The sequence below is a fragment of the Streptomyces sp. NPDC001843 genome (assembly GCF_042891955.1).
Classification (GTDB): Bacteria; Actinomycetota; Actinomycetes; order Streptomycetales; family Streptomycetaceae; genus Streptomyces.
Genome location: NZ_JBIATQ010000019.1, coordinates 53986 through 71408, shown reverse-complemented (window position 1 = coordinate 71408; position 17423 = coordinate 53986). Strand labels below are relative to the sequence as shown.

At 70.5% G+C, this 17423-nt stretch carries 17 protein-coding genes and 2 tRNA genes; 9 read left to right on the top strand and 10 right to left on the bottom strand.

Annotated elements, in window-relative coordinates:
* Together ACFYZQ_RS35230 and ACFYZQ_RS35225 are read left to right on the top strand one after the other, a co-directional pair.
* Positions 1–1101 carry a Leu/Phe/Val dehydrogenase gene (locus tag ACFYZQ_RS35230; protein ID WP_389156916.1) on the top strand — a complete coding sequence of 367 codons (1101 nt, stop codon included), beginning with the start codon at positions 1–3 and terminating at the stop codon, positions 1099–1101.
* Positions 1102–1374: 273 nt separating this feature from the next.
* On the top strand, positions 1375–1626 hold the full coding sequence (locus tag ACFYZQ_RS35225) for a DUF3073 domain-containing protein (protein WP_161181528.1): 252 nt from the start codon (positions 1375–1377) through the stop codon (positions 1624–1626).
* A gap of 82 nt (positions 1627–1708) precedes the next feature.
* On the opposite strand, the gene purM is transcribed toward ACFYZQ_RS35225, so the two are convergent.
* The 10 genes from purM to purS all read right to left on the bottom strand — a co-directional run bounded on the left by purM (position 1709) and on the right by purS (position 12638).
* The gene (purM, locus tag ACFYZQ_RS35220) at positions 1709–2776 is read right to left on the bottom strand and encodes a phosphoribosylformylglycinamidine cyclo-ligase (protein ID WP_389156913.1); all 1068 of its coding nucleotides are present in this window, start codon (positions 2774–2776) and stop codon (positions 1709–1711) included.
* Positions 2777–2837: 61 nt separating this feature from the next.
* Positions 2838–4367, bottom strand: coding sequence for an amidophosphoribosyltransferase (gene purF / locus ACFYZQ_RS35215; RefSeq protein ID WP_389156910.1), 1530 nt, complete (start codon positions 4365–4367; stop codon positions 2838–2840).
* 217 nt (positions 4368–4584) lie between these two features.
* Positions 4585–5382 (bottom strand): sterol carrier family protein, encoded by a 798-nt coding sequence (locus ACFYZQ_RS35210; RefSeq protein WP_389156907.1) that lies wholly within the window; start codon positions 5380–5382, stop codon positions 4585–4587.
* Positions 5383–5396: 14 nt separating this feature from the next.
* Positions 5397–7406, bottom strand: coding sequence for an esterase-like activity of phytase family protein (locus tag ACFYZQ_RS35205; RefSeq protein WP_389156904.1), 2010 nt, complete (start codon positions 7404–7406; stop codon positions 5397–5399).
* Positions 7403–7762 (bottom strand): hypothetical protein, encoded by a 360-nt coding sequence (locus ACFYZQ_RS35200; protein ID WP_389156901.1) that lies wholly within the window; start codon positions 7760–7762, stop codon positions 7403–7405. The genes ACFYZQ_RS35205 and ACFYZQ_RS35200 overlap by 4 nt, the downstream gene beginning before the upstream one ends.
* 177 nt (positions 7763–7939) lie before the next feature.
* Complete coding sequence (locus tag ACFYZQ_RS35195; protein WP_389156898.1) at positions 7940–8776, bottom strand: M23 family metallopeptidase; 837 nt, start codon at positions 8774–8776, stop codon at positions 7940–7942.
* A 32-nt stretch (positions 8777–8808) separates the two neighbouring features.
* Positions 8809–9309, bottom strand: a complete 501-nt coding sequence (locus tag ACFYZQ_RS35190; RefSeq protein ID WP_389156895.1) for an ArsR/SmtB family transcription factor — start codon at positions 9307–9309, stop codon at positions 8809–8811.
* A 133-nt stretch (positions 9310–9442) separates the two neighbouring features.
* The gene (purL, locus tag ACFYZQ_RS35185; protein WP_389156892.1) at positions 9443–11701 is read right to left on the bottom strand and encodes a phosphoribosylformylglycinamidine synthase subunit PurL; all 2259 of its coding nucleotides are present in this window, start codon (positions 11699–11701) and stop codon (positions 9443–9445) included.
* Positions 11698–12378, bottom strand: coding sequence for a phosphoribosylformylglycinamidine synthase subunit PurQ (purQ, locus tag ACFYZQ_RS35180; protein ID WP_132855080.1), 681 nt, complete (start codon positions 12376–12378; stop codon positions 11698–11700). The genes purL and purQ overlap by 4 nt, the downstream gene beginning before the upstream one ends.
* A complete protein-coding gene (gene purS / locus ACFYZQ_RS35175; RefSeq protein WP_062041421.1) occupies positions 12375–12638 on the bottom strand; it encodes a phosphoribosylformylglycinamidine synthase subunit PurS in 264 nt (87 codons plus the stop codon). Before purS ends, purQ begins: the two co-directional genes overlap by 4 nt.
* A 342-nt stretch (positions 12639–12980) precedes the next feature.
* On the opposite strand from purS, the gene ACFYZQ_RS35170 reads away from it, so the two are divergent.
* The 7 genes from ACFYZQ_RS35170 to ACFYZQ_RS35140 all read left to right on the top strand — a co-directional run bounded on the left by ACFYZQ_RS35170 (position 12981) and on the right by ACFYZQ_RS35140 (position 17423).
* On the top strand, positions 12981–13298 hold the full coding sequence (locus ACFYZQ_RS35170; protein WP_388802929.1) for an Lsr2 family protein: 318 nt from the start codon (positions 12981–12983) through the stop codon (positions 13296–13298).
* A gap of 173 nt (positions 13299–13471) precedes the next feature.
* Positions 13472–13543 (top strand) — tRNA-Gly (locus ACFYZQ_RS35165).
* Between the two features lie 80 nt (positions 13544–13623).
* Positions 13624–13699 (top strand) — tRNA-Gly (locus ACFYZQ_RS35160).
* A 145-nt stretch (positions 13700–13844) separates the two neighbouring features.
* The gene (locus ACFYZQ_RS35155; RefSeq protein WP_389157045.1) at positions 13845–14783 is read left to right on the top strand and encodes an ABC transporter ATP-binding protein; all 939 of its coding nucleotides are present in this window, start codon (positions 13845–13847) and stop codon (positions 14781–14783) included.
* Positions 14780–15559: an ABC transporter permease gene (locus tag ACFYZQ_RS35150; protein WP_389156888.1), complete on the top strand. Its 780-nt coding sequence runs from the start codon at positions 14780–14782 to the stop codon at positions 15557–15559. The genes ACFYZQ_RS35155 and ACFYZQ_RS35150 overlap by 4 nt, the downstream gene beginning before the upstream one ends.
* Positions 15560–15576: 17 nt before the next feature.
* Entirely contained in the window at positions 15577–16812 is a 1236-nt protein-coding gene (locus ACFYZQ_RS35145) for a sensor histidine kinase (RefSeq protein ID WP_389156885.1), read from the top strand.
* Positions 16809–17423 (top strand): response regulator, encoded by a 615-nt coding sequence (locus ACFYZQ_RS35140; RefSeq protein ID WP_389156882.1) that lies wholly within the window; start codon positions 16809–16811, stop codon positions 17421–17423. Before ACFYZQ_RS35145 ends, ACFYZQ_RS35140 begins: the two co-directional genes overlap by 4 nt.

Here is a 17423-nt window from a genome sequence, read left to right as displayed (position 1 = left end):
GTGACCGACGTGACCGGCGCACCTGCTGATGTACTGCACACCCTGTTCCACTCGGACCAGGGCGGTCATGAGCAAGTCGTGCTCTGCCAGGACCGCGCCAGCGGACTCAAGGCCGTCATCGCCATCCACTCCACCGCGCTGGGCCCCGCGCTCGGCGGTACCCGCTTCTACCCGTACGCGACCGAGGCGGAGGCCGTCGCCGACGCTCTCAACCTCGCGCGCGGGATGTCGTACAAGAACGCCATGGCCGGTCTCGACCACGGCGGCGGCAAGGCCGTGATCATCGGCGACCCGGAGCGGCACAAGACCGAGGAGCTGCTGCTCGCCTACGGGCGGTTCGTGGCCTCGCTCGGCGGGCGGTACGTCACCGCCTGCGACGTGGGCACGTACGTCGCCGACATGGACGTCGTGGCGCGCGAGTGCCGCTGGACGACGGGCCGCTCCCCGGAGAACGGCGGGGCCGGCGACTCCTCCGTCCTCACCGCCTTCGGCGTCTACCAGGGCATGCGGGCCTCCGCCCAGCACCTGTGGGGCGACCCCTCGCTGCGCGGCCGCAGGGTCGGCGTCGCGGGCGTCGGCAAGGTCGGGCACCACCTGGTGCGGCACCTGCGGGACGAGGGCGCCGAGGTCGTGATCACGGACGTGCGCGCGGAGGCCGTGCGGCGGGTCGTCGACCAGCACACCGAGGGCGTCACGGCCGTCGCCGACACCGAGGCGCTGATCCGTGTCGAGGGCCTCGACATCTACGCCCCCTGCGCGCTCGGCGGCGCGCTGAACGACGACTCCGTGGCGGTGCTCACCGCCAAGGTGGTGTGCGGCGCAGCCAACAACCAGCTCGCCCATCCGGGTGTGGAGAAGGACCTCGCCGACCGCGGGATCCTGTACGCGCCGGACTACGTGGTGAACGCCGGCGGGGTCATCCAGGTCGCCGACGAGCTCCACGGGTTCGACTTCGACCGGTGCAAGGCGAAGGCCGCGAAGATCTTCGACACCACGCTGGCCATATTCGCACGTGCGAAGGAGGACGGTATTCCGCCGGCCGCCGCGGCCGACCGGATCGCCGAGCAGCGGATGGCGGAGGGCAGGGCTTCGCACGCATGACCGGTACCCGTCGGCGGGAACTTAGAGAGAACTCTCACTTCCGTCGGCGGGTCGTCCCGGGATAAGTGGTTAAAATCGCCACTGACCAGCGAGGACGGGGCGCCTCGAAGGGGCTGTGCACACGCGCGTGCTGCGGGCGACGTACCGTATGGGCGCGGGCTCAGGTACCGTGGAAGCCCTACGGACCGGCCTCTCCGCGGAGAGTCCGTTCCAGATCATGAACGCGTGTCAGACTCTGGGGCCGTCGAGCCCCGTCACCGAGGGGGTCGAGCCATGGGGCGCGGCCGGGCCAAGGCCAAGCAGACGAAGGTCGCCCGCCAGCTGAAGTACAACAGCGGTGGGACTGACCTGTCGCGTCTGGCCAGTGAACTGGGCGCATCAACTTCGAGCCAGCCGCCGAACGGCGAGCCGTTCGAGGACGATGAGGACGACGAGGACGATCTTTACTCTCGGTACGCCGACCTCTATGAGGACGACGACGAGGATGAGGACGACGGTCCCTCACAACACCGTCGCGGCGCTTGACCTTGCATTGAGCACTCACCCGGTCGGTGGCACAGCCACCGACCGGGTTCTGTGCTACCCGCAGGTTCAGACCGCGGCGCCGTTAGATCGAGTACGTACCGACCAGCTCGGCGCCGGTCCCGTGGTCGCCCCGGTCGGTGATCTCGCCTGCCACCCAGGCGTCGACCCCGCGATCGGCCAGGGTCGCCAGGGCCACGTCCACGGACTCCTGCGGCACGATCGCCATCATGCCCACACCCATGTTCAGGGTCTTCTCCAGCTCCAGCCGCTCGACGTCGCCGGTCCTGCCCACGAGGTCGAAGATCGCGCCCGGGGTCCAGGTGGAGCGGTCGACCCTCGCGTGCAGTGTGTCCGGGATCACTCGGGCCAGGTTGGCGGCCAGCCCGCCGCCGGTGATGTGGCTGAAGGCGTGCACGTCGGTGGTGCGGGTGAGGGCCAGGCAGTCCAGGGAGTAGATCTTCGTGGGCTCCAGCAGTTCCTCGCCCAGGGTGCGGCCGAGCTCCTCGATCCGCGTATCGAGCGAGAGGCCCGCGGTGTTCAGCAGGACGTGGCGGACCAGGGAGTATCCGTTCGAGTGAAGCCCTGAGGACGCCATGGCGATCACCGCGTCACCGCCCCGGATACGGTCCGCGCCGAGGAGCCGGTCGGCCTCCACGACGCCCGTACCGGCGCCGGCGACGTCGAAGTCGTCCTCGCCCAGCAGACCCGGGTGCTCGGCCGTCTCGCCGCCCACCAGGGCGCAGCCGGCCAGTACGCAGCCTTCCGCGATGCCCTTGACGACGGCGGCGACCCGCTCGGGGTGGACCTTGCCGACGCAGATGTAGTCGGTCATGAACAGCGGCTCGGCACCGCACACCACGATGTCGTCCATGACCATGGCGACCAGGTCGTGGCCGATGGTGTCGTACACGCCGAGCCGCCGGGCGATGTCGACCTTGGTGCCGACGCCGTCCGTGGCGGAGGCGAGGAGGGGACGCTCGTAGCGCTTGAGGGCGGAGGCGTCGAAGAGCCCGGCGAAGCCGCCGAGGCCGCCGAGGACCTCGGGGCGCTGCGTCTTCTTCACCCACTCCTTCATGAGCTCGACGGCGCGGTCGCCCGCTTCGATGTCGACGCCCGCGGCTGCGTAGCTGGCACCAGTTGTCTCAGACATGGCCAATGAGGACTTTCGTGTCGTACGGCAGGCGTTGTTGAAAAGGCACAGCACGGGCCTTCTACGGACGGCGGATCGCGTCGGACGCGGCCGTGGCCGCCGGACCGGCCGCGAGCTCGGTCTCCAGGAGCTGCTTGCCGAGCAGCTCGGGGTCCGGGAGCTCCATCGGGTACTCGCCGTCGAAGCAGGCGCGGCACAGGTTCGGCTTGGCGATGGTGGTCGCCTCGATCATGCCGTCGATGGAGATGTACGCCAGGGAGTCGGCGCCTAGGGAGGTGCCGATCTCGTCGATGGTCATGCCGTTGGCGATGAGCTCGGCGCGGGTGGCGAAGTCGATGCCGAAGAAGCAGGGCCACTTCACGGGCGGCGAGGAGATCCGGATGTGGACCTCGGCCGCGCCCGCCTCGCGGAGCATGCGCACCAGGGCGCGCTGGGTGTTGCCGCGGACGATCGAGTCGTCGACGACGACCAGGCGCTTCCCCTTGATGACTTCCTTCAGCGGGTTCAGCTTCAGCCGGATGCCGAGCTGCCGGATGGTCTGCGAGGGCTGGATGAAGGTCCGGCCGACGTAGGCGTTCTTCACCAGGCCCGAGCCGAACGGGATGCCGCTGGCCTCCGCGTAACCGATCGCGGCGGGCGTGCCGGACTCCGGGGTCGCTATGACGAGGTCGGCCTCGACGGGGGCTTCCTTCGCCAGTCGGCGGCCCATCTCCACGCGGGAGAGATAGACGTTCCGGCCGGCGATGTCGGTGTCGGGGCGCGCCAGGTACACGTACTCGAAGACACAGCCCTTGGGCTTCGCTTCCGCGAACCGGGAGCTGCGCAGGCCGTTCTCGTCGATGGCGACGAACTCGCCGGGCTCGATCTCCCGGACGAAGCTGGCGCCGGTGATGTCGAGGGCTGCGGACTCCGAGGCGACGACCCAGCCGCGCTCGAGACGGCCGAGGACGAGCGGGCGGACGCCCTGCGGGTCGCGGGCCGCGTAGAGGGTGTGCTCGTCCATGAAGACGAGGGAGAAGGCGCCGCGCACCTTCGGCAGGACCGCGTGGGCGGCCTCCTCGATGGTCAGCGGCTTGCCGTCCTCGTCGACCTGGGCCGCGAGGAGCGCGGTGAGCAGGTCGGTGTCGTTGGTGGCCGCGACCCGCGTGGAGCGCCCGTTGGTGTCCTTCGGCAGTTCGGCGACCATCTCGGCGAGCTGCGCCGTGTTGACCAGGTTGCCGTTGTGGCCGAGGGCGATCGAACCGTGCGCGGTGGCGCGGAACGTCGGCTGGGCGTTCTCCCACACGGAGGCGCCGGTGGTCGAGTAGCGGGCGTGTCCGACCGCGATGTGACCCTGGAGCGAACCGAGCGAGGTCTCGTCGAAGACCTGGGAGACCAGGCCCATGTCCTTGAAGACGAGGATCTGGGAGCCGTTGCTGACCGCGATTCCCGCGGATTCCTGACCCCGGTGCTGGAGGGCGTAGAGCCCGAAGTAAGTGAGCTTTGCGACCTCTTCGCCCGGAGCCCAGACACCGAAGACGCCGCATGCGTCCTGGGGGCCCTTCTCGCCGGGAAGCAGATCGTGATTGAGTCGACCGTCACCACGTGGCACGTTCCCGAGTGTAGGCGAGGTCGACCACTGGTCCGAATTGGGGACAGTGGCCGGTAAGTGATCAAGCGTTGGTGATCGTCTCATCGGTTTCTTCGTTCCCGCAGGTCAGCGCCATATACCGAGGTGTCGTCCGGTCACCGGGGGGCCTTGGGAGGGCCGCTGCGGAGTCCTTTGCCCCCATGCGTGAGTGAGGTGTCGCACATCATTCGGGTGTCCGTCACGCCATCAGCGGCAGCACTCCCTCCAGGTCGGCCCGCTCCCCACTGGCGCTGACCTCGGCCCGCGCCACTGCGTCCGCCCAGGCCAGCCGTCCGGTGGCGAGCCGGATCCAGGTCAGCGGGTCGGTCTCGACGACGTTCGGCGGGGTGCCGCGGGTGTGCCGGGGTCCTTCTACGCACTGCACGACGGCGTACGGCGGGATCCGCACCTCGGTGGAGCCGCCGGGTGCCTTCACGGCGAGCGCGTCGGCGAGGAGCCGGGTGGCGGCGGCGAGGGCCTGACGCTCGTACGGCACTTCCAGGCCGGGCACCGCGGCGTTGAGGTCGTCGGTGTGGACGACGAGTTCGACGGCGCGGGTGACCAGGTAGTCGGCGAGGGGCAGGACGCCCGCGTTGGTCTGCAGCAGGCGGGTCCCGGGGTGGGTGTCGAGCTGCTCGACGAGGTTCCGCTCGATGCCGGCGAGGTAGGTGTCGAGGTCGGGGTGCTGCTCGGCGAGCCGCCGGGTGAACTCGTCGATGGCCGTGGCGTTGGAAGAGGTCGCGAACGGCCATTCGACGAGGACGGCGTCCTGCTTCTCCGGCTCGGGCAGGTCGAGGGACCGCTCGATGGCCGTGAGCGCCATCCCGATGTGCGCGACCAGCTCCCGTACGGTCCACCCGCCGAGCCGGGTCGGGAGGGCGAGTTGCTCGGGCGTGAGCCCGCGGACGGCTTCCCGTACATGGGCGAGCTGGCCGAGGACCGCCGTGCGGGTCCTGACGGGGTCGTAGGTGCGGGGGCGTTTCCTGGCCGTGGGCATGACGGGGAGCCTAATCACCTGCGCAGCTTCACGGCGAGCGAGTAGAGGCGGGTGATCTGGTCATCGCTGTCGTTGTCGTCGGATACCAGGTAGAGCGGCTGCCATCCCTTGTACGTGCCGGACTTCCACGGGTCGCCGAGGGCCATGCCCTCCACGTTGTCGAGGAGCGGATGCTCGGGGGACGAGGCCGGGACGGCGACGGCGCCGGGGCCGCCCGCGGGGCAGGTCGCCAGGTCGACGACCAGTTCCTCCTTGGCGAAGATGTGTGCCGGCTGGTGCCACAGCGAGGTCAGGTCGGTCACGTCGGAGGCCTGTCTGAGGGAGAGCTGGACGATCCGGATGGCCGAGCCGAGGCCGGCGGTGTACTGGCGTTCCAGCGCGAGGAGGTCGCCGCTGTCGTCGATGGCGTTCAGCTCGGACAGGTACATGCCGTCGTCGGCGAAGAACGCGTACTCCCCGTCCGGGGTGTAGTCGCCGCCGGGCGTCCCCTTGTAGCGCTGGATGCGGATGATCGCCCGGCCGCGCTGGTCGCCGTCCTTTGCCAGAGGTGCCTCCCAGCCGGCGTAGAGGTGGCGGCCGTCCGGGGAGACGGCCAGGGACTCGATGCTGCGGCCGATCTGCGCGGAGCCCTGGGGCCAGTAGCGCAGTTCCTTCGGGATGGTGAAGTCCTTGCCGAGCTGGCGTCCGGTGGCGATGTCGAAGCGGCGGATGGCCGGGCCGGTCTCGGAGGCGATCAGCATCGTCCTGCCGCCGTTCTCGATGACCAGGGCCTCGCCGTCGTACCAGTCGTCGGGGAACGGTTTGCCGTCGGCGCGGTGCAGGGGCAGTGCCGTGTCGGGGCTGGGGTCGAGGTGGAAGGGGGAGCCGAGGGTAAGCGGCCACACCCGGCCCGGCGAGTTGTCGGCGAGCGCGAGCGCCTTGACCGTCTTGCCCTGCGAGACGAGGGCCAGGCCGGACAGGCCGGCGATGTTCTCGTAGTCGGGATGCTGCTTGTTCAGCGCGTCGGAGTGGTCGAGCAGCACGGCGCGGGGCGCGGCGGCATCGGCCGGCGAGGGACGCGCGCAGGGACCGGCGGCGGCCGCCGGGTGGGTGTCGCGCCACCAGTGGACGAGGGGCTGGGCGCCCAGTCCGAGCGCGAGTCCGAGGGCACCGGCGGTCAGTGACAGGACGGGGGTGCGGATCCGCTGCCAGCGCGTGGGAGGCGGCGGCGGGGGCGGCGGCGTCTCCCGTGGGGGCAGTACGGCGACGTTACGGACGAAGGGCAGGCCGCCGACCCCGTTGTGGTCTTCGTCCTGCGGCTCCTGCGGCAGCTCGGGCCGGTGCGCGACGATGCGTTTCTTGACCTCCTTGAAGAGGTCGTGCAGGCCCAGCATCTCCGGGCCGTCCGGGAGACCCTGTCGCATGACGTCGACCAGGGCGCCGGTGAACAGGGTGCAGCGCTCGGGGTCGGGGGCGTGGGAGGGCCGGTCACGTGTGCCGGAGGTCATGGTGTAGGCGCCTTCGACGTCGTGCAGGGTCCGCATCGCCGCCTCGACGTCCTGGCGGTGGCCGTCCGCCATCTCCGTCAGCATCTGGCCGCTGAAGCAGCAGTCGAGGATCAGTACGCGACGCTGCGCGGCGCCGGTGCCGGCGATGGCGCCGCGCACGTCGTCGGCACGGGTGGTGGTCTCAGGCCGGCCCTCGACCGATGTGGGCAGGGTGAGCAGCAGTTGCTGATCGCGGCGGAATCCGTGTCCGGCGTAGTAGACGAGGAGGGTGTCCTCGGCGAGTTCGGCGGCCTCGCGGATCGCGTCGGTCACCTCGGCCGCCGTCGCCGGGTTGGCGACCGTGCGTATCCGGTCCTCGGGGACGCCCCAGATGTTCCGGTCCATGAGCGTGCCCCGCAGTTCCACGAGGTTGTGCCGGACACTGCGCAGCGGGTCGAGGTGCGTGTAGTCGTCCACGCCGATCAGCACACAGGCGGAGCGGTCCGGGTCGATCCGGCCCGAGGTGTCGATCGTGGGGCTGCGCGTGGTGGCCGTCACCGCGGCTCCTCGTCCTCGCCGTGGCCGTCGCCGTCGGCCTGCCCGAACCCGCGCAGCAGCTCGGCCGCCCGTTCGGGGTCGAGGCCGGTGATGTCGACGGTGACCCGGCTCTCGGGTCTGCGGCTCTGCCGCCAGGCCAGGTACGACTGCTGGAGCTGTCCCACGCCACCCAGTGCTGAGAGCACCGCGAGTACGAGGTCGACGCCGGGGCCCATCCGGCCGGTGCCGGCGTCGGGTTCGGCGACCCTGGTCACCCGGACCTCGCGGCGCAGAGCCCGGTCTGCGGCCAGCCAGTCGTACAGGGACTGCAGTTCTTCCTCGCGCGTGGATCCCGCCGCTTCGAACCTGATCTCCATCCGGCCGCTCCCCCTGTCAGCCCGGCGCCACTCCCCACAAACGCTTTCGCCTCACAACTACCCTGCGGGCGCAGGGCGTTACAACTGGTTCGCGAAGTGTTCACCGTCTCGGCACGGACGGCCGGGGAGCCGCCGGGCGCCTTCACGGCGAGCGCGTCGGCGATGAATGGCGGCAGCCTATGTGGGCTGCGACGCCGTCGCGGGCGCCTCGAAGATCTCGCGGTTGCGGGGGACGCCGATGCCGCGCCAGGTGAAGGGGATGCCGCGGGCGGTGTCCGGGTCGGGGCCGTCCATCAACTGGAAGTGCAGGTGCGGCTCGGTCGAGTTGCCCGAGTTCCCGCAACGGGCGAGGGTCTGCCCGGCGCGCACCCGGTCGCCCTCCCGGACGGCGAGGGAGCCGCGCTGGACGTGCGCGTACATCGCGTAGGTGCCCTCGCCGAGATCCAGCACGACGTGGTTGCCGACGATCCGTTTGACGCCGAACAGAGCACGCACGGCCTCTTCCAGGAACGTGAGGTACAGCAGGGCGGGCAGCGACGTGCGGCTGAGGTGGTCGCGCTGGGCGTCGGTGGCCCGTACGACGGTGGCGTCGGCCACCGCGAGCAGCGGGGCGCCGAAGGCGGGGAAGGCGCTGTTCCGGCGGGCGAGCGGCCACAGCATGCGGAAGCACGGGCGGGCGCCCGGCTCGGGCTCGGCGACGACGTCGATGGCGAACGTCTGGCCGTAGGCGTGCGTCCCGTGGCTCGGCGTGCGGTCGGCCGGGCTGTTCAGCGCGGACCAGCGGCCCGTCACGGGCGGGACGACCTCGACGGGTTCGCGGGCCGCGCGCGGGCTGTCCGGGGCACCGCTCCACCGCCGACGGCCCACGATGAGGACGGCCTGGGCGAGGGCGAGCGGTCCGAAGTTCCACCACCACGGATACCCGAGGTCCAGTAACGCGTGGGTGATCACGAGGCCGAGGAAGACGAGCTGCAGAAGTCGGTGGACGATGCCGGTCAGTTTGCGTGCGGTCATGGTTCCCCCTCTTGGTGTCGGCGCCGGCCGGGTCAGGACCGGGCCGCGGACAGTGCGACGAGCAGCGGCACCACCCGTCCCGCCGGTACCGCGTAGCGGCCGCGGGCGGTCGTGTGCAGCCAGCCGGCGGCGGACAGCTGGCGCAGGTGGTGGTAGATCTGGCCGGTCGTGCCGACCTCGTCCAGCTCGGCGAGCTCGGCCGCGGTGCGCCGGCCGCCGAGGATCTCGCGGAGCAGCCGCAGCCGTACCGGGTGCCCGAGGGCGGCGAGCGGCTCGGCGACCCGGGTCCAGTCGTCGTCCAGAAGCTCGTCGGTGAGTGCGCCGTGCTGCCAGTCGTAGCGCTCCCCGGTCGGCAGCCGTACGGCCCCCGTGAACAGGACGCCTCCGTCGGCCGCCCCGAGCTCGGCCAGCTGCTCCTTCAGCCCGTTCAGGGCCCAGAAGTCGCTCGCGTCCAGTTGCGGGGCGGCGCGTTGCGCGTCCTCCAGCGCCGCCAGCCTGCGTTCGAGGTCCGCGACGCGTTGTTCGAGTTCCACGGCTATGAGATTACGGAACTACGTAATCTCGTGCAAGTGAAGCTTCGAACCCGCACACAACGACGAAGCCCCCACCCGGTGACCCCGGGCGGGGGCTTCGAAGGAGCGGGACTTCGCGGAACCCCGCGAGGACTCAGGCCAGCAGGGCCGGGATGGTTCCCTCGTGGGCGGTGCGCAGCTCCTCCAGTGTCAGCTCGAACTCGCCCTGGAGCTCGATCGTGTCACCGTCCACGACACCGATGCGGGTGGCCGGCAGGCCCCGCGCGCCGCACATGTCGTTGAAGCGGACCTCCTCCGAGCGCGGCACGGCGACGATCGCACGGCCCGCGGACTCGGAGAGGAGGAAGGTGAAGGCGTCCAGACCGTCCGGGACGATCAGGCGGGCGCCCTTGCCGCCGAGCAGCGCCGACTCCACGACCGCCTGGATCAGACCGCCGTCGGACAGGTCGTGCGCGGAGTCGATCATGCCGTCGCGGGAGGCGGAGATCAGGATCTCGGCGAGCAGACGCTCGCGCTCCAGGTCGACCTTCGGGGGCAGGCCGCCGAGGTGGTCGTGGACCACCTGCGACCAGGCCGAACCGCCGAACTCCTCACGCGTGTCGCCGAGGAGGTAGAGCAGCTGGCCCTCCTCCTGGAAGGCGACGGGCGTGCGGCGCGCGACGTCGTCGATCACGCCGAGGACCGCGACCACCGGCGTCGGGTGGATGGCCGCCTCGCCCGTCTGGTTGTAGAGCGAGACGTTGCCGCCGGTCACCGGGGTGCCGAGCTGCTGGCAGCCGTCCGCGAGACCGCGTACCGCCTCCGCGAACTGCCACATGACCGCCGGGTCCTCGGGCGAGCCGAAGTTCAGGCAGTCGGAGACGGCCAGCGGCTTGGCGCCGGTGGTGGCGACGTTGCGGTAGGCCTCGGCTAGGGCCAGCTGCGCGCCCGTGTACGGGTCGAGCTTGGCGTACCGGCCGTTGCCGTCCGTGGCGATCGCGACACCGAGGCCGGTCTTCTCGTCGACGCGGATCATGCCGGAGTCCTCGGGCTGGGCGAGGACGGTGTTGCCCTGCACGAAGTGGTCGTACTGCGAGGTGATCCACTTCTTGGAGGCCTGGTTGGGCGAGCCGACCAGCTTCAGGACCTGGTCCTTCAGCTCCTCGCTCGTCGCCGGCCGGGGCAGCTTGTTCGCGTCGTCGGCCTGCAGCTCGTCCTGCCAGGACGGGCGGGCGTAGGGGCGCTCGTAGACCGGGCCCTCGTGCGCGACCGTACGCGGGTCGACGTCGACGATCTTGCCGCCGTGCCAGTAGATCTCGAGGCGGTCGCCGTCGGTCACCTCACCGATGACGGTGGCGATGACGTCCCACTTCTCGCAGATCTCCAGGAAACGGTCGACCTTCTCCGGCTCCACCACCGCGCACATGCGCTCCTGCGACTCGCTCATGAGGATCTCCTCGGGCGAGAGCGTGGAGTCACGCAGCGGTACGTCGTCCAGGGTGACGCGCATACCGCCGGAGCCGTTGGAGGCCAGCTCGGACGTGGCGCAGGACAAGCCGGCCGCGCCGAGGTCCTGGATGCCGACGACCAGCTTCTCCCTGAAGGCCTCCAGGGTGCACTCGATGAGGAGCTTCTCCTGGAAGGGGTCGCCGACCTGGACCGCCGGGCGCTTGCTCGGCTTCGCGTCGTCGAAGGTCTCGGAGGCCAGGATCGACGCGCCGCCGATGCCGTCACCGCCGGTCCGGGCGCCGTACAGGATGACCTTGTTGCCGGCGCCGGACGCCTTCGCGAGGTGGATGTCCTCGTGCCGCATCACACCGATGGCACCGGCGTTGACCAGCGGATTGCCCTGGTAGCAGGCGTCGAAGACGACCTCGCCGCCGATGTTGGGCAGGCCCAGGCAGTTGCCGTAGCCGCCGATGCCCGCGACGACTCCGGGGAGCACCCGCTTGGTGTCCGGGTGGTCGGCCGCGCCGAAGCGCAGCGGGTCGACGACCGCGACCGGGCGGGCGCCCATGGCGATGATGTCGCGGACGATGCCGCCGACCCCCGTGGCCGCGCCCTGGTAGGGCTCGACGTAGGAGGGGTGGTTGTGGGACTCGACCTTGAAGGTGACCGCGTAGCCCTGACCGACGTCGACGACACCGGCGTTCTCGCCGATGCCGACGAGGAGGGCGTCGGACTGGGGGGCCTTCTCGCCGAACTGGCGCAGGTGCACCTTGGAGGACTTGTACGAGCAGTGCTCGGACCACATGACCGAGTACATGGCGAGCTCGGCGCCGGTCGGACGGCGGCCGAGGATCTCCACCACCCGCTCGTACTCGTCCTTCTTCAGGCCGAGTTCGGCCCAGGGCAGCTCGACGTCGGGGGTCGCGGCCGCGTGCTCGACCGTGTCCAGAGGCGTCCGGCTCATGCGCCCACCAGCTTCTTGAGGATCGAGGTGAAGAAGGGGAGGCCGTCGGTACGACCGGTACCGATCAGCGGCTCGACGGCGTGCTCGGGGTGCGGCATCAGGCCGACGACGTTCCCGGCCTCGTTGGTGATGCCGGCGATGTCACGGAGGCTGCCGTTGGGATTGAAGTCGAGGTACCGGAACGCGACCCGGCCCTCCGCCTCCAGCTTGTCGAGCGTGTACTCGTCGGCGACGTACCGGCCGTCCATGTTCTTCAGCGGGATGTGGATCTCCTGGCCGGCGCGGTAGTCGGTGGTCCAGGAGGTCTCCGCGTTCTCCACCCGCAGCTTCTGGTCACGGCAGATGAAGTGGAGGTGGTCGTTGCCGAGCATCGCGCCGGGCAGCAGATGGGCCTCGGTGAGGATCTGGAAGCCGTTGCAGATGCCGAGGACCGGCAGGCCGGCCTTCGCCTGTTCGATGAGGGGCTCCATCACCGGCGAGAAGCGGGCGATGGCGCCGGCGCGCAGATAGTCGCCGTAGGAGAAACCTCCGCACAGCACCACGGCGTCGACCTGCTTGAGGTCCTTGTCCTTGTGCCACAGCGCGACCGGCTCCGCACCGGCGAGACGGATCGCCCGCTGGGTGTCCCGGTCGTCCAGGCTGCCCGGGAAAGTGACGACGCCAATACGAGCGGTCACTTCACGGCCTCCGCGACTTCCTCCACCTTGACGGTGAAGTCCTCGATCACGGTGTTGGCGAGGAAGGATTCGGCAAGATCGTGAATGCGGGCGAGCGCGGCCTCGTCGACCGGCCCGTCAACTTCCAGTTCGAATCGCTTTCCCTGACGTACGTCGGAGATGCCGTCGAAACCCAGGCGCGGCAGTGCGCGCTGCACCGCCTGGCCCTGGGGGTCGAGGATCTCCGGCTTGAGCATGACGTCGACTACGACGCGTGCCACTGGCACTCCCGGTGTGTGGTGCTGAGCAGGTTCCTTCAGACTACCCGCACAAAATTTCTACGCGGGTAGAGTTGTAGGAACCTACGTGAGCGGCATCACGGTCCGGTGTCGAACGGGGTACACCGTGAAAAATTCTGGGAAAGTTACCGGATCGTCCGGCGAACCGTATTGCCCCCGGACACGCGGACGGATTTAGTCGGGCTTCACTTTCCAATGCCGCGCACTGTACAAATGAATTGGCAATAGCTGATACTTTGCCCAATAACAGGCGGACAGTCGACATCTTCCGGACGTCTCGGCACGTCATCACCGGAGAGGTGTCGCACGAAGGGACCGATATTCGTGGCGCAGAAGGTCGTGGTCACTCTCTTTGACGACATCGACGGCTCGGAAGCGGCGGAAACGATCGCCTTCGGACTCGACGGCAAGTCGTACGAGATCGACCTGAACCAGGTCAATGCCAAGAAACTGCGTAAGGCCCTCGAGCCCTACGTGACGGCCGGCCGCAAGCGGTCGAGGTCGGGCAAGGCGTACCGCCAGACGGAGGTCGCCCCCGACCCCGCGGCGGTCCGCGCCTGGGCCCAGGCGAACAAGATGGACGTCCCCGCGCGCGGCCGCATCCCCAAGAAGGTCTACGAGGCGTTCAGCGCGGCACAGTGAGTCCGCCCGCGAGGGGTGAGCCCTCAGGGTCCGTCAGCGGCCCCTGAGGGCAGCCGCGTTGGGTGTCAGGCACCCCCGGGGGGAACCGACTTGCGCAACCCCCCTGTTGTTCAGCTAATGTCTGGAGCACGCCGAAGGGCGAGGCCGAAAGGCCCGAGCCCGACGGAGTACATGCGGGTGTAGTTCAGTAGCAGAACATCCCCCTTCCAGGGGGAAGGCGCAGTGTGCAATTCCTGTCACCCGCTCTGCACCGCCGGTCCTGAGCAGCTTGTGGATCAGGTAGGCTGGTGCTCGCACCGATCGGTGGGAGCCGGTCGGGAGCAGTGCGGACGTAGCTCAGTTGGTAGAGCGCAACCTTGCCAAGGTTGAGGTCGCGAGTTCGAGCCTCGTCGTCCGCTCCAGTGAAGCCCCGGTCATCGCGACCGGGGTTTTTTCATGCCCTGCCGCGAGCGTCCGCCTGACATTTGTCATGCCGAGTGATGACACCGCGCACTGCTCCCCGGCCCCGGCCGCCGGAACGCTGGATGCATGGACCAGACAGACCGCATGGACAGCGACGGACACGAGCACGTGATCGAGGTCACCGACCTACGACGTGTCTACGGGGGCGGGTTCGAAGCGGTACGCGGAATCAGTTTCTCCGTGACCCGCGGAGAGGTCTTCGCACTGCTCGGCACCAACGGCGCGGGCAAGACGTCGACGGTCGAGCTGCTGGAGGGCCTCGCGGCACCGGCCGGGGGCCGGGTGCGCGTCCTCGGCCACGACCCCTACCGGGAACGGGCGGCCGTACGGCCGCGCACCGGCGTGATGCTCCAGGAGGGCGGCTTTCCCTCCGAGCTGACCGTCGCCGAGACCGCGCGGATGTGGGCGGGGTGCACCAGCGGGGCCCGGCCCGAGTCGGAGGCACTGGGCCTGGTGGGACTGGCCGGGAAGGCCGGGGTGCGGGTGAAGCAGCTGTCCGGGGGTGAGCGGCGCCGGCTGGACCTCGCGCTCGCCCTGCTCGGCGAGCCCGAGGTGCTGTTCCTGGACGAGCCGACGACCGGACTCGACGTCGAAGGGCGCCGGGACACCTGGGAGTTGGTGCGGGCACTCAGCGACAGCGGCACCACCGTGCTGCTGACCACGCACTACCTGGAGGAGGCCGAGGGCCTCGCCGACCGGCTCGCCATCCTGCACGAGGGACGCATCGCGGCCGCCGGAACACCGGACGAGGTGACCGCCGACCGCCCTGCGCGGATCTCCTTCCGGCTCCCCGAGGGCTACTTCCTCGGAGACCTGCCGCCGCTCGCGCAACTGGGTGTCAGCGGACACGAGGTGGCCGGCCGGGACGTGCGGCTGCGCACCCGGGAGCTGCAGCGCACCGCCACCGCGTTGCTGCTGTGGGCCGAGCGGACCGGGGTCGAACTGCACGGCCTCGATGTGCGCTCGGCCTCGCTGGAGGAGGCGTTCCTGTCCATCGCGCGGGACCTGGAGGTCGTCGCATGAGCACTCTGGCCCTCGCCCCGACCGCCCGGCGGCTGCGTGCCCTCGCCCGGGCCGAGCTCACCCTCCTCGGCCGCAACCGCAGTGCCGTCGCCACGGCGCTGCTCATGCCGCTCACCCTGCCGCTCAGCGTGCGGCCCGCCACTGACGGGCTGGACCTGAAGGCGCACGGACTGACCATCGGCACCGTGATGATCACGGCCGCGATCGGATTCACTTTCCTCTTCGCCGTGTACACCACCCTGGTCAGCGCCTTCGTCGCCCGCCGCGAGGAACTCGTCCTGAAACGGCTGCGCACCGGTGAGCTCGGCGACGCCGAGATCCTGGCCGGCACCGCCCTGCCCGCCGTCTGCGTCGGCCTCGCCCAGACGCTGGTGCTGGCCGCGGGCTGCGCGGTGCTCCTGCACACCGGGGCGCCCCGGGCGCCGTACCTGGCCGTGCTGGGGGTCGGCCTGGGCATGGTGCTGTCCGCGGCACTCGCCGCCCTCACGGCCTCGTTCACCCGGACCCCGGAGAGCGCCCAGGTCACCGCGCTGCCGCTGGTGATGGTGTCCATGACCGGCTCGGGCATGGCCGTCCCGACGGAAGTCCTGCCCGACCGTCTCGCCGACGTGTGCGAGTTCCTCCCCCTGTCCCCCGCGATCCGGCTGGTCCGGGCCGGCTGGACCGGCGACCTCAGCGCGTACGCGGCGCTGGGCACCCTGGCGACCGCGCTGGCCTGGACCGTCGTGGCGGTGTTTGCTGTAGGGCGGCGGTTCCGCTGGGAACCGCGGCGGTGACCTACGGGGGGCGGGACATGGGGGATGCGGGCAGGCCCGCGGGGTGGTGGCGGCGCAAGAGCACGCCGGAGAAGGTCGAGACGTACACGCGGTGGTCGTTCCACCTGTTCGGCGTGATCGAGGTCGCGGCGATCGGGCTGCCGGGGGTCGGACAGGGGCGCGCGGACGTCGCGGGCTGGTTGACGGCCGCGGGCGCCGTCCACGCGTTGGCCGCATGCGTGACCGCCTCCCGGGCGCTGGACTGGAGCCGCGGCCGGCGCGGCCAGCCGATACGGCTGTTGTGGGTGCTCGGCACGCTCACCTTCGCGCTCGCGGTCCTCGCCCTGGGACTGAAGGAGTACGGGCCCGGGGGACCGAGCATGGACACCGCCGCCGGCACAGTTTTCGTGGTCATCCTCACCTTCGGCGCGGGCACCATGGCGCTGGGTGTGCGCAGACGGCGGCGCGTGTTCTCGACCGTGTGCGGATTCGCGTTCGGCGCGGGCGTGGGGTCGTGGCCGTTCGGTGCGTCCTGGACCACTGTGCTGGCCGTGACGTTCGTGGTGCTCATCTCAGCCGGATCTCTCGCCTCCACCTGCCTCTTCTCCGTCTGGCTGCTCGACTCCGTCTACGAACTCGACGAGGCCCGCGAGACCAGGGCCCGGCTCGCCGTCGCCGAGGAGCGGCTGCGGTTCGGGCGGGATCTGCACGACGTCCTCGGGCGGAACCTGTCCGTCATCTCCCTGAAGAGCGAGCTGGCCGTGCAGCTGGCCCGGCGCGGGCGGCCCGAGGCGGTGGAGCAGATGATCGAGGTCCAGCGCATCGCGCAGGAGTCGCAGCGGGAGGTGCGGGACGTCGTACGGGGCTACCGCGAGGCCGATCTCGGCATCGAACTCGACGGTGCCAAGGGCGTGTTGACGGCGGCAGGGATCGACTGCGAGATCACCGGGGACACCGACGGGCTGCCCGCCGAGGTGCAGTCCGCGCTCGGCTGGGTGGTGCGGGAGGCGGCGACCAACGTGCTGCGGCACGGGGACGCGGGGCGGTGCACGGTGGGACTGCGGGTACGGGAGGGATCTGTGGTGCTGACGGTCGAGAACGACGGGGTCGCCGGCCCCGGCGGGAGCGGCGGCTCAGGGCTCGCCGGGCTGCGGGAACGGCTGGCGGCGGTCGACGGCTCGTTGGAGGCGGGGCCGGTCGGGGCTGACGGCTTCAGGTTGGTCGCGGAGGTGCCCTTGGCCCGTGTGGCCGGTGTGAGTGAGGTCGCGTCATGAGTACCCCGGTACGTCTGCTGCTCGCCGACGACGAGCACCTCATCCGGGGCGCGCTGGCCGCGCTGCTCTCCCTGGAGGACGACCTCCTCGTGGTGGCGGAGGCGGCGAGCGGGCCGGAGGCGCTGGCCATGGCGCGAGCCCACGCACCCGACGTGGCGGTCCTGGACCTGCAGATGCCGGGCGCCGACGGTGTGAAGGTCGCCACAGCCCTGCGCACCGAACTGCCCGGCTGCCGGGTACTGATCGTCACCGGTCACGGGCGTCCCGGCCATCTGAAACGCGCCCTCGCGGCAGGGGTGCGCGGGTTCGTGCCGAAGACGGTCAGCGCGCAGCGGCTCGCGGAGATCATCCGTACCGTGCACGGCGGAAACCGCTACGTCGACCCGGAGTTGGCCGCCGACGCGATCTCCGCGGGGGACTCGCCGCTGACCGCGCGGGAGGCGGAGGTGCTGGAGCTGGCCGCCGACGGGGCACCGGTCGCGGAGATCGCGGAACGGGCCGCGCTGTCCCCGGGGACCGTGCGGAACTACCTCTCCTCGGCCGCGACGAAGCTCGGGGCGGAGAACCGGCACACCGCGGTGCGTCTCGCACGGGAGCGAGGTTGGGTATAG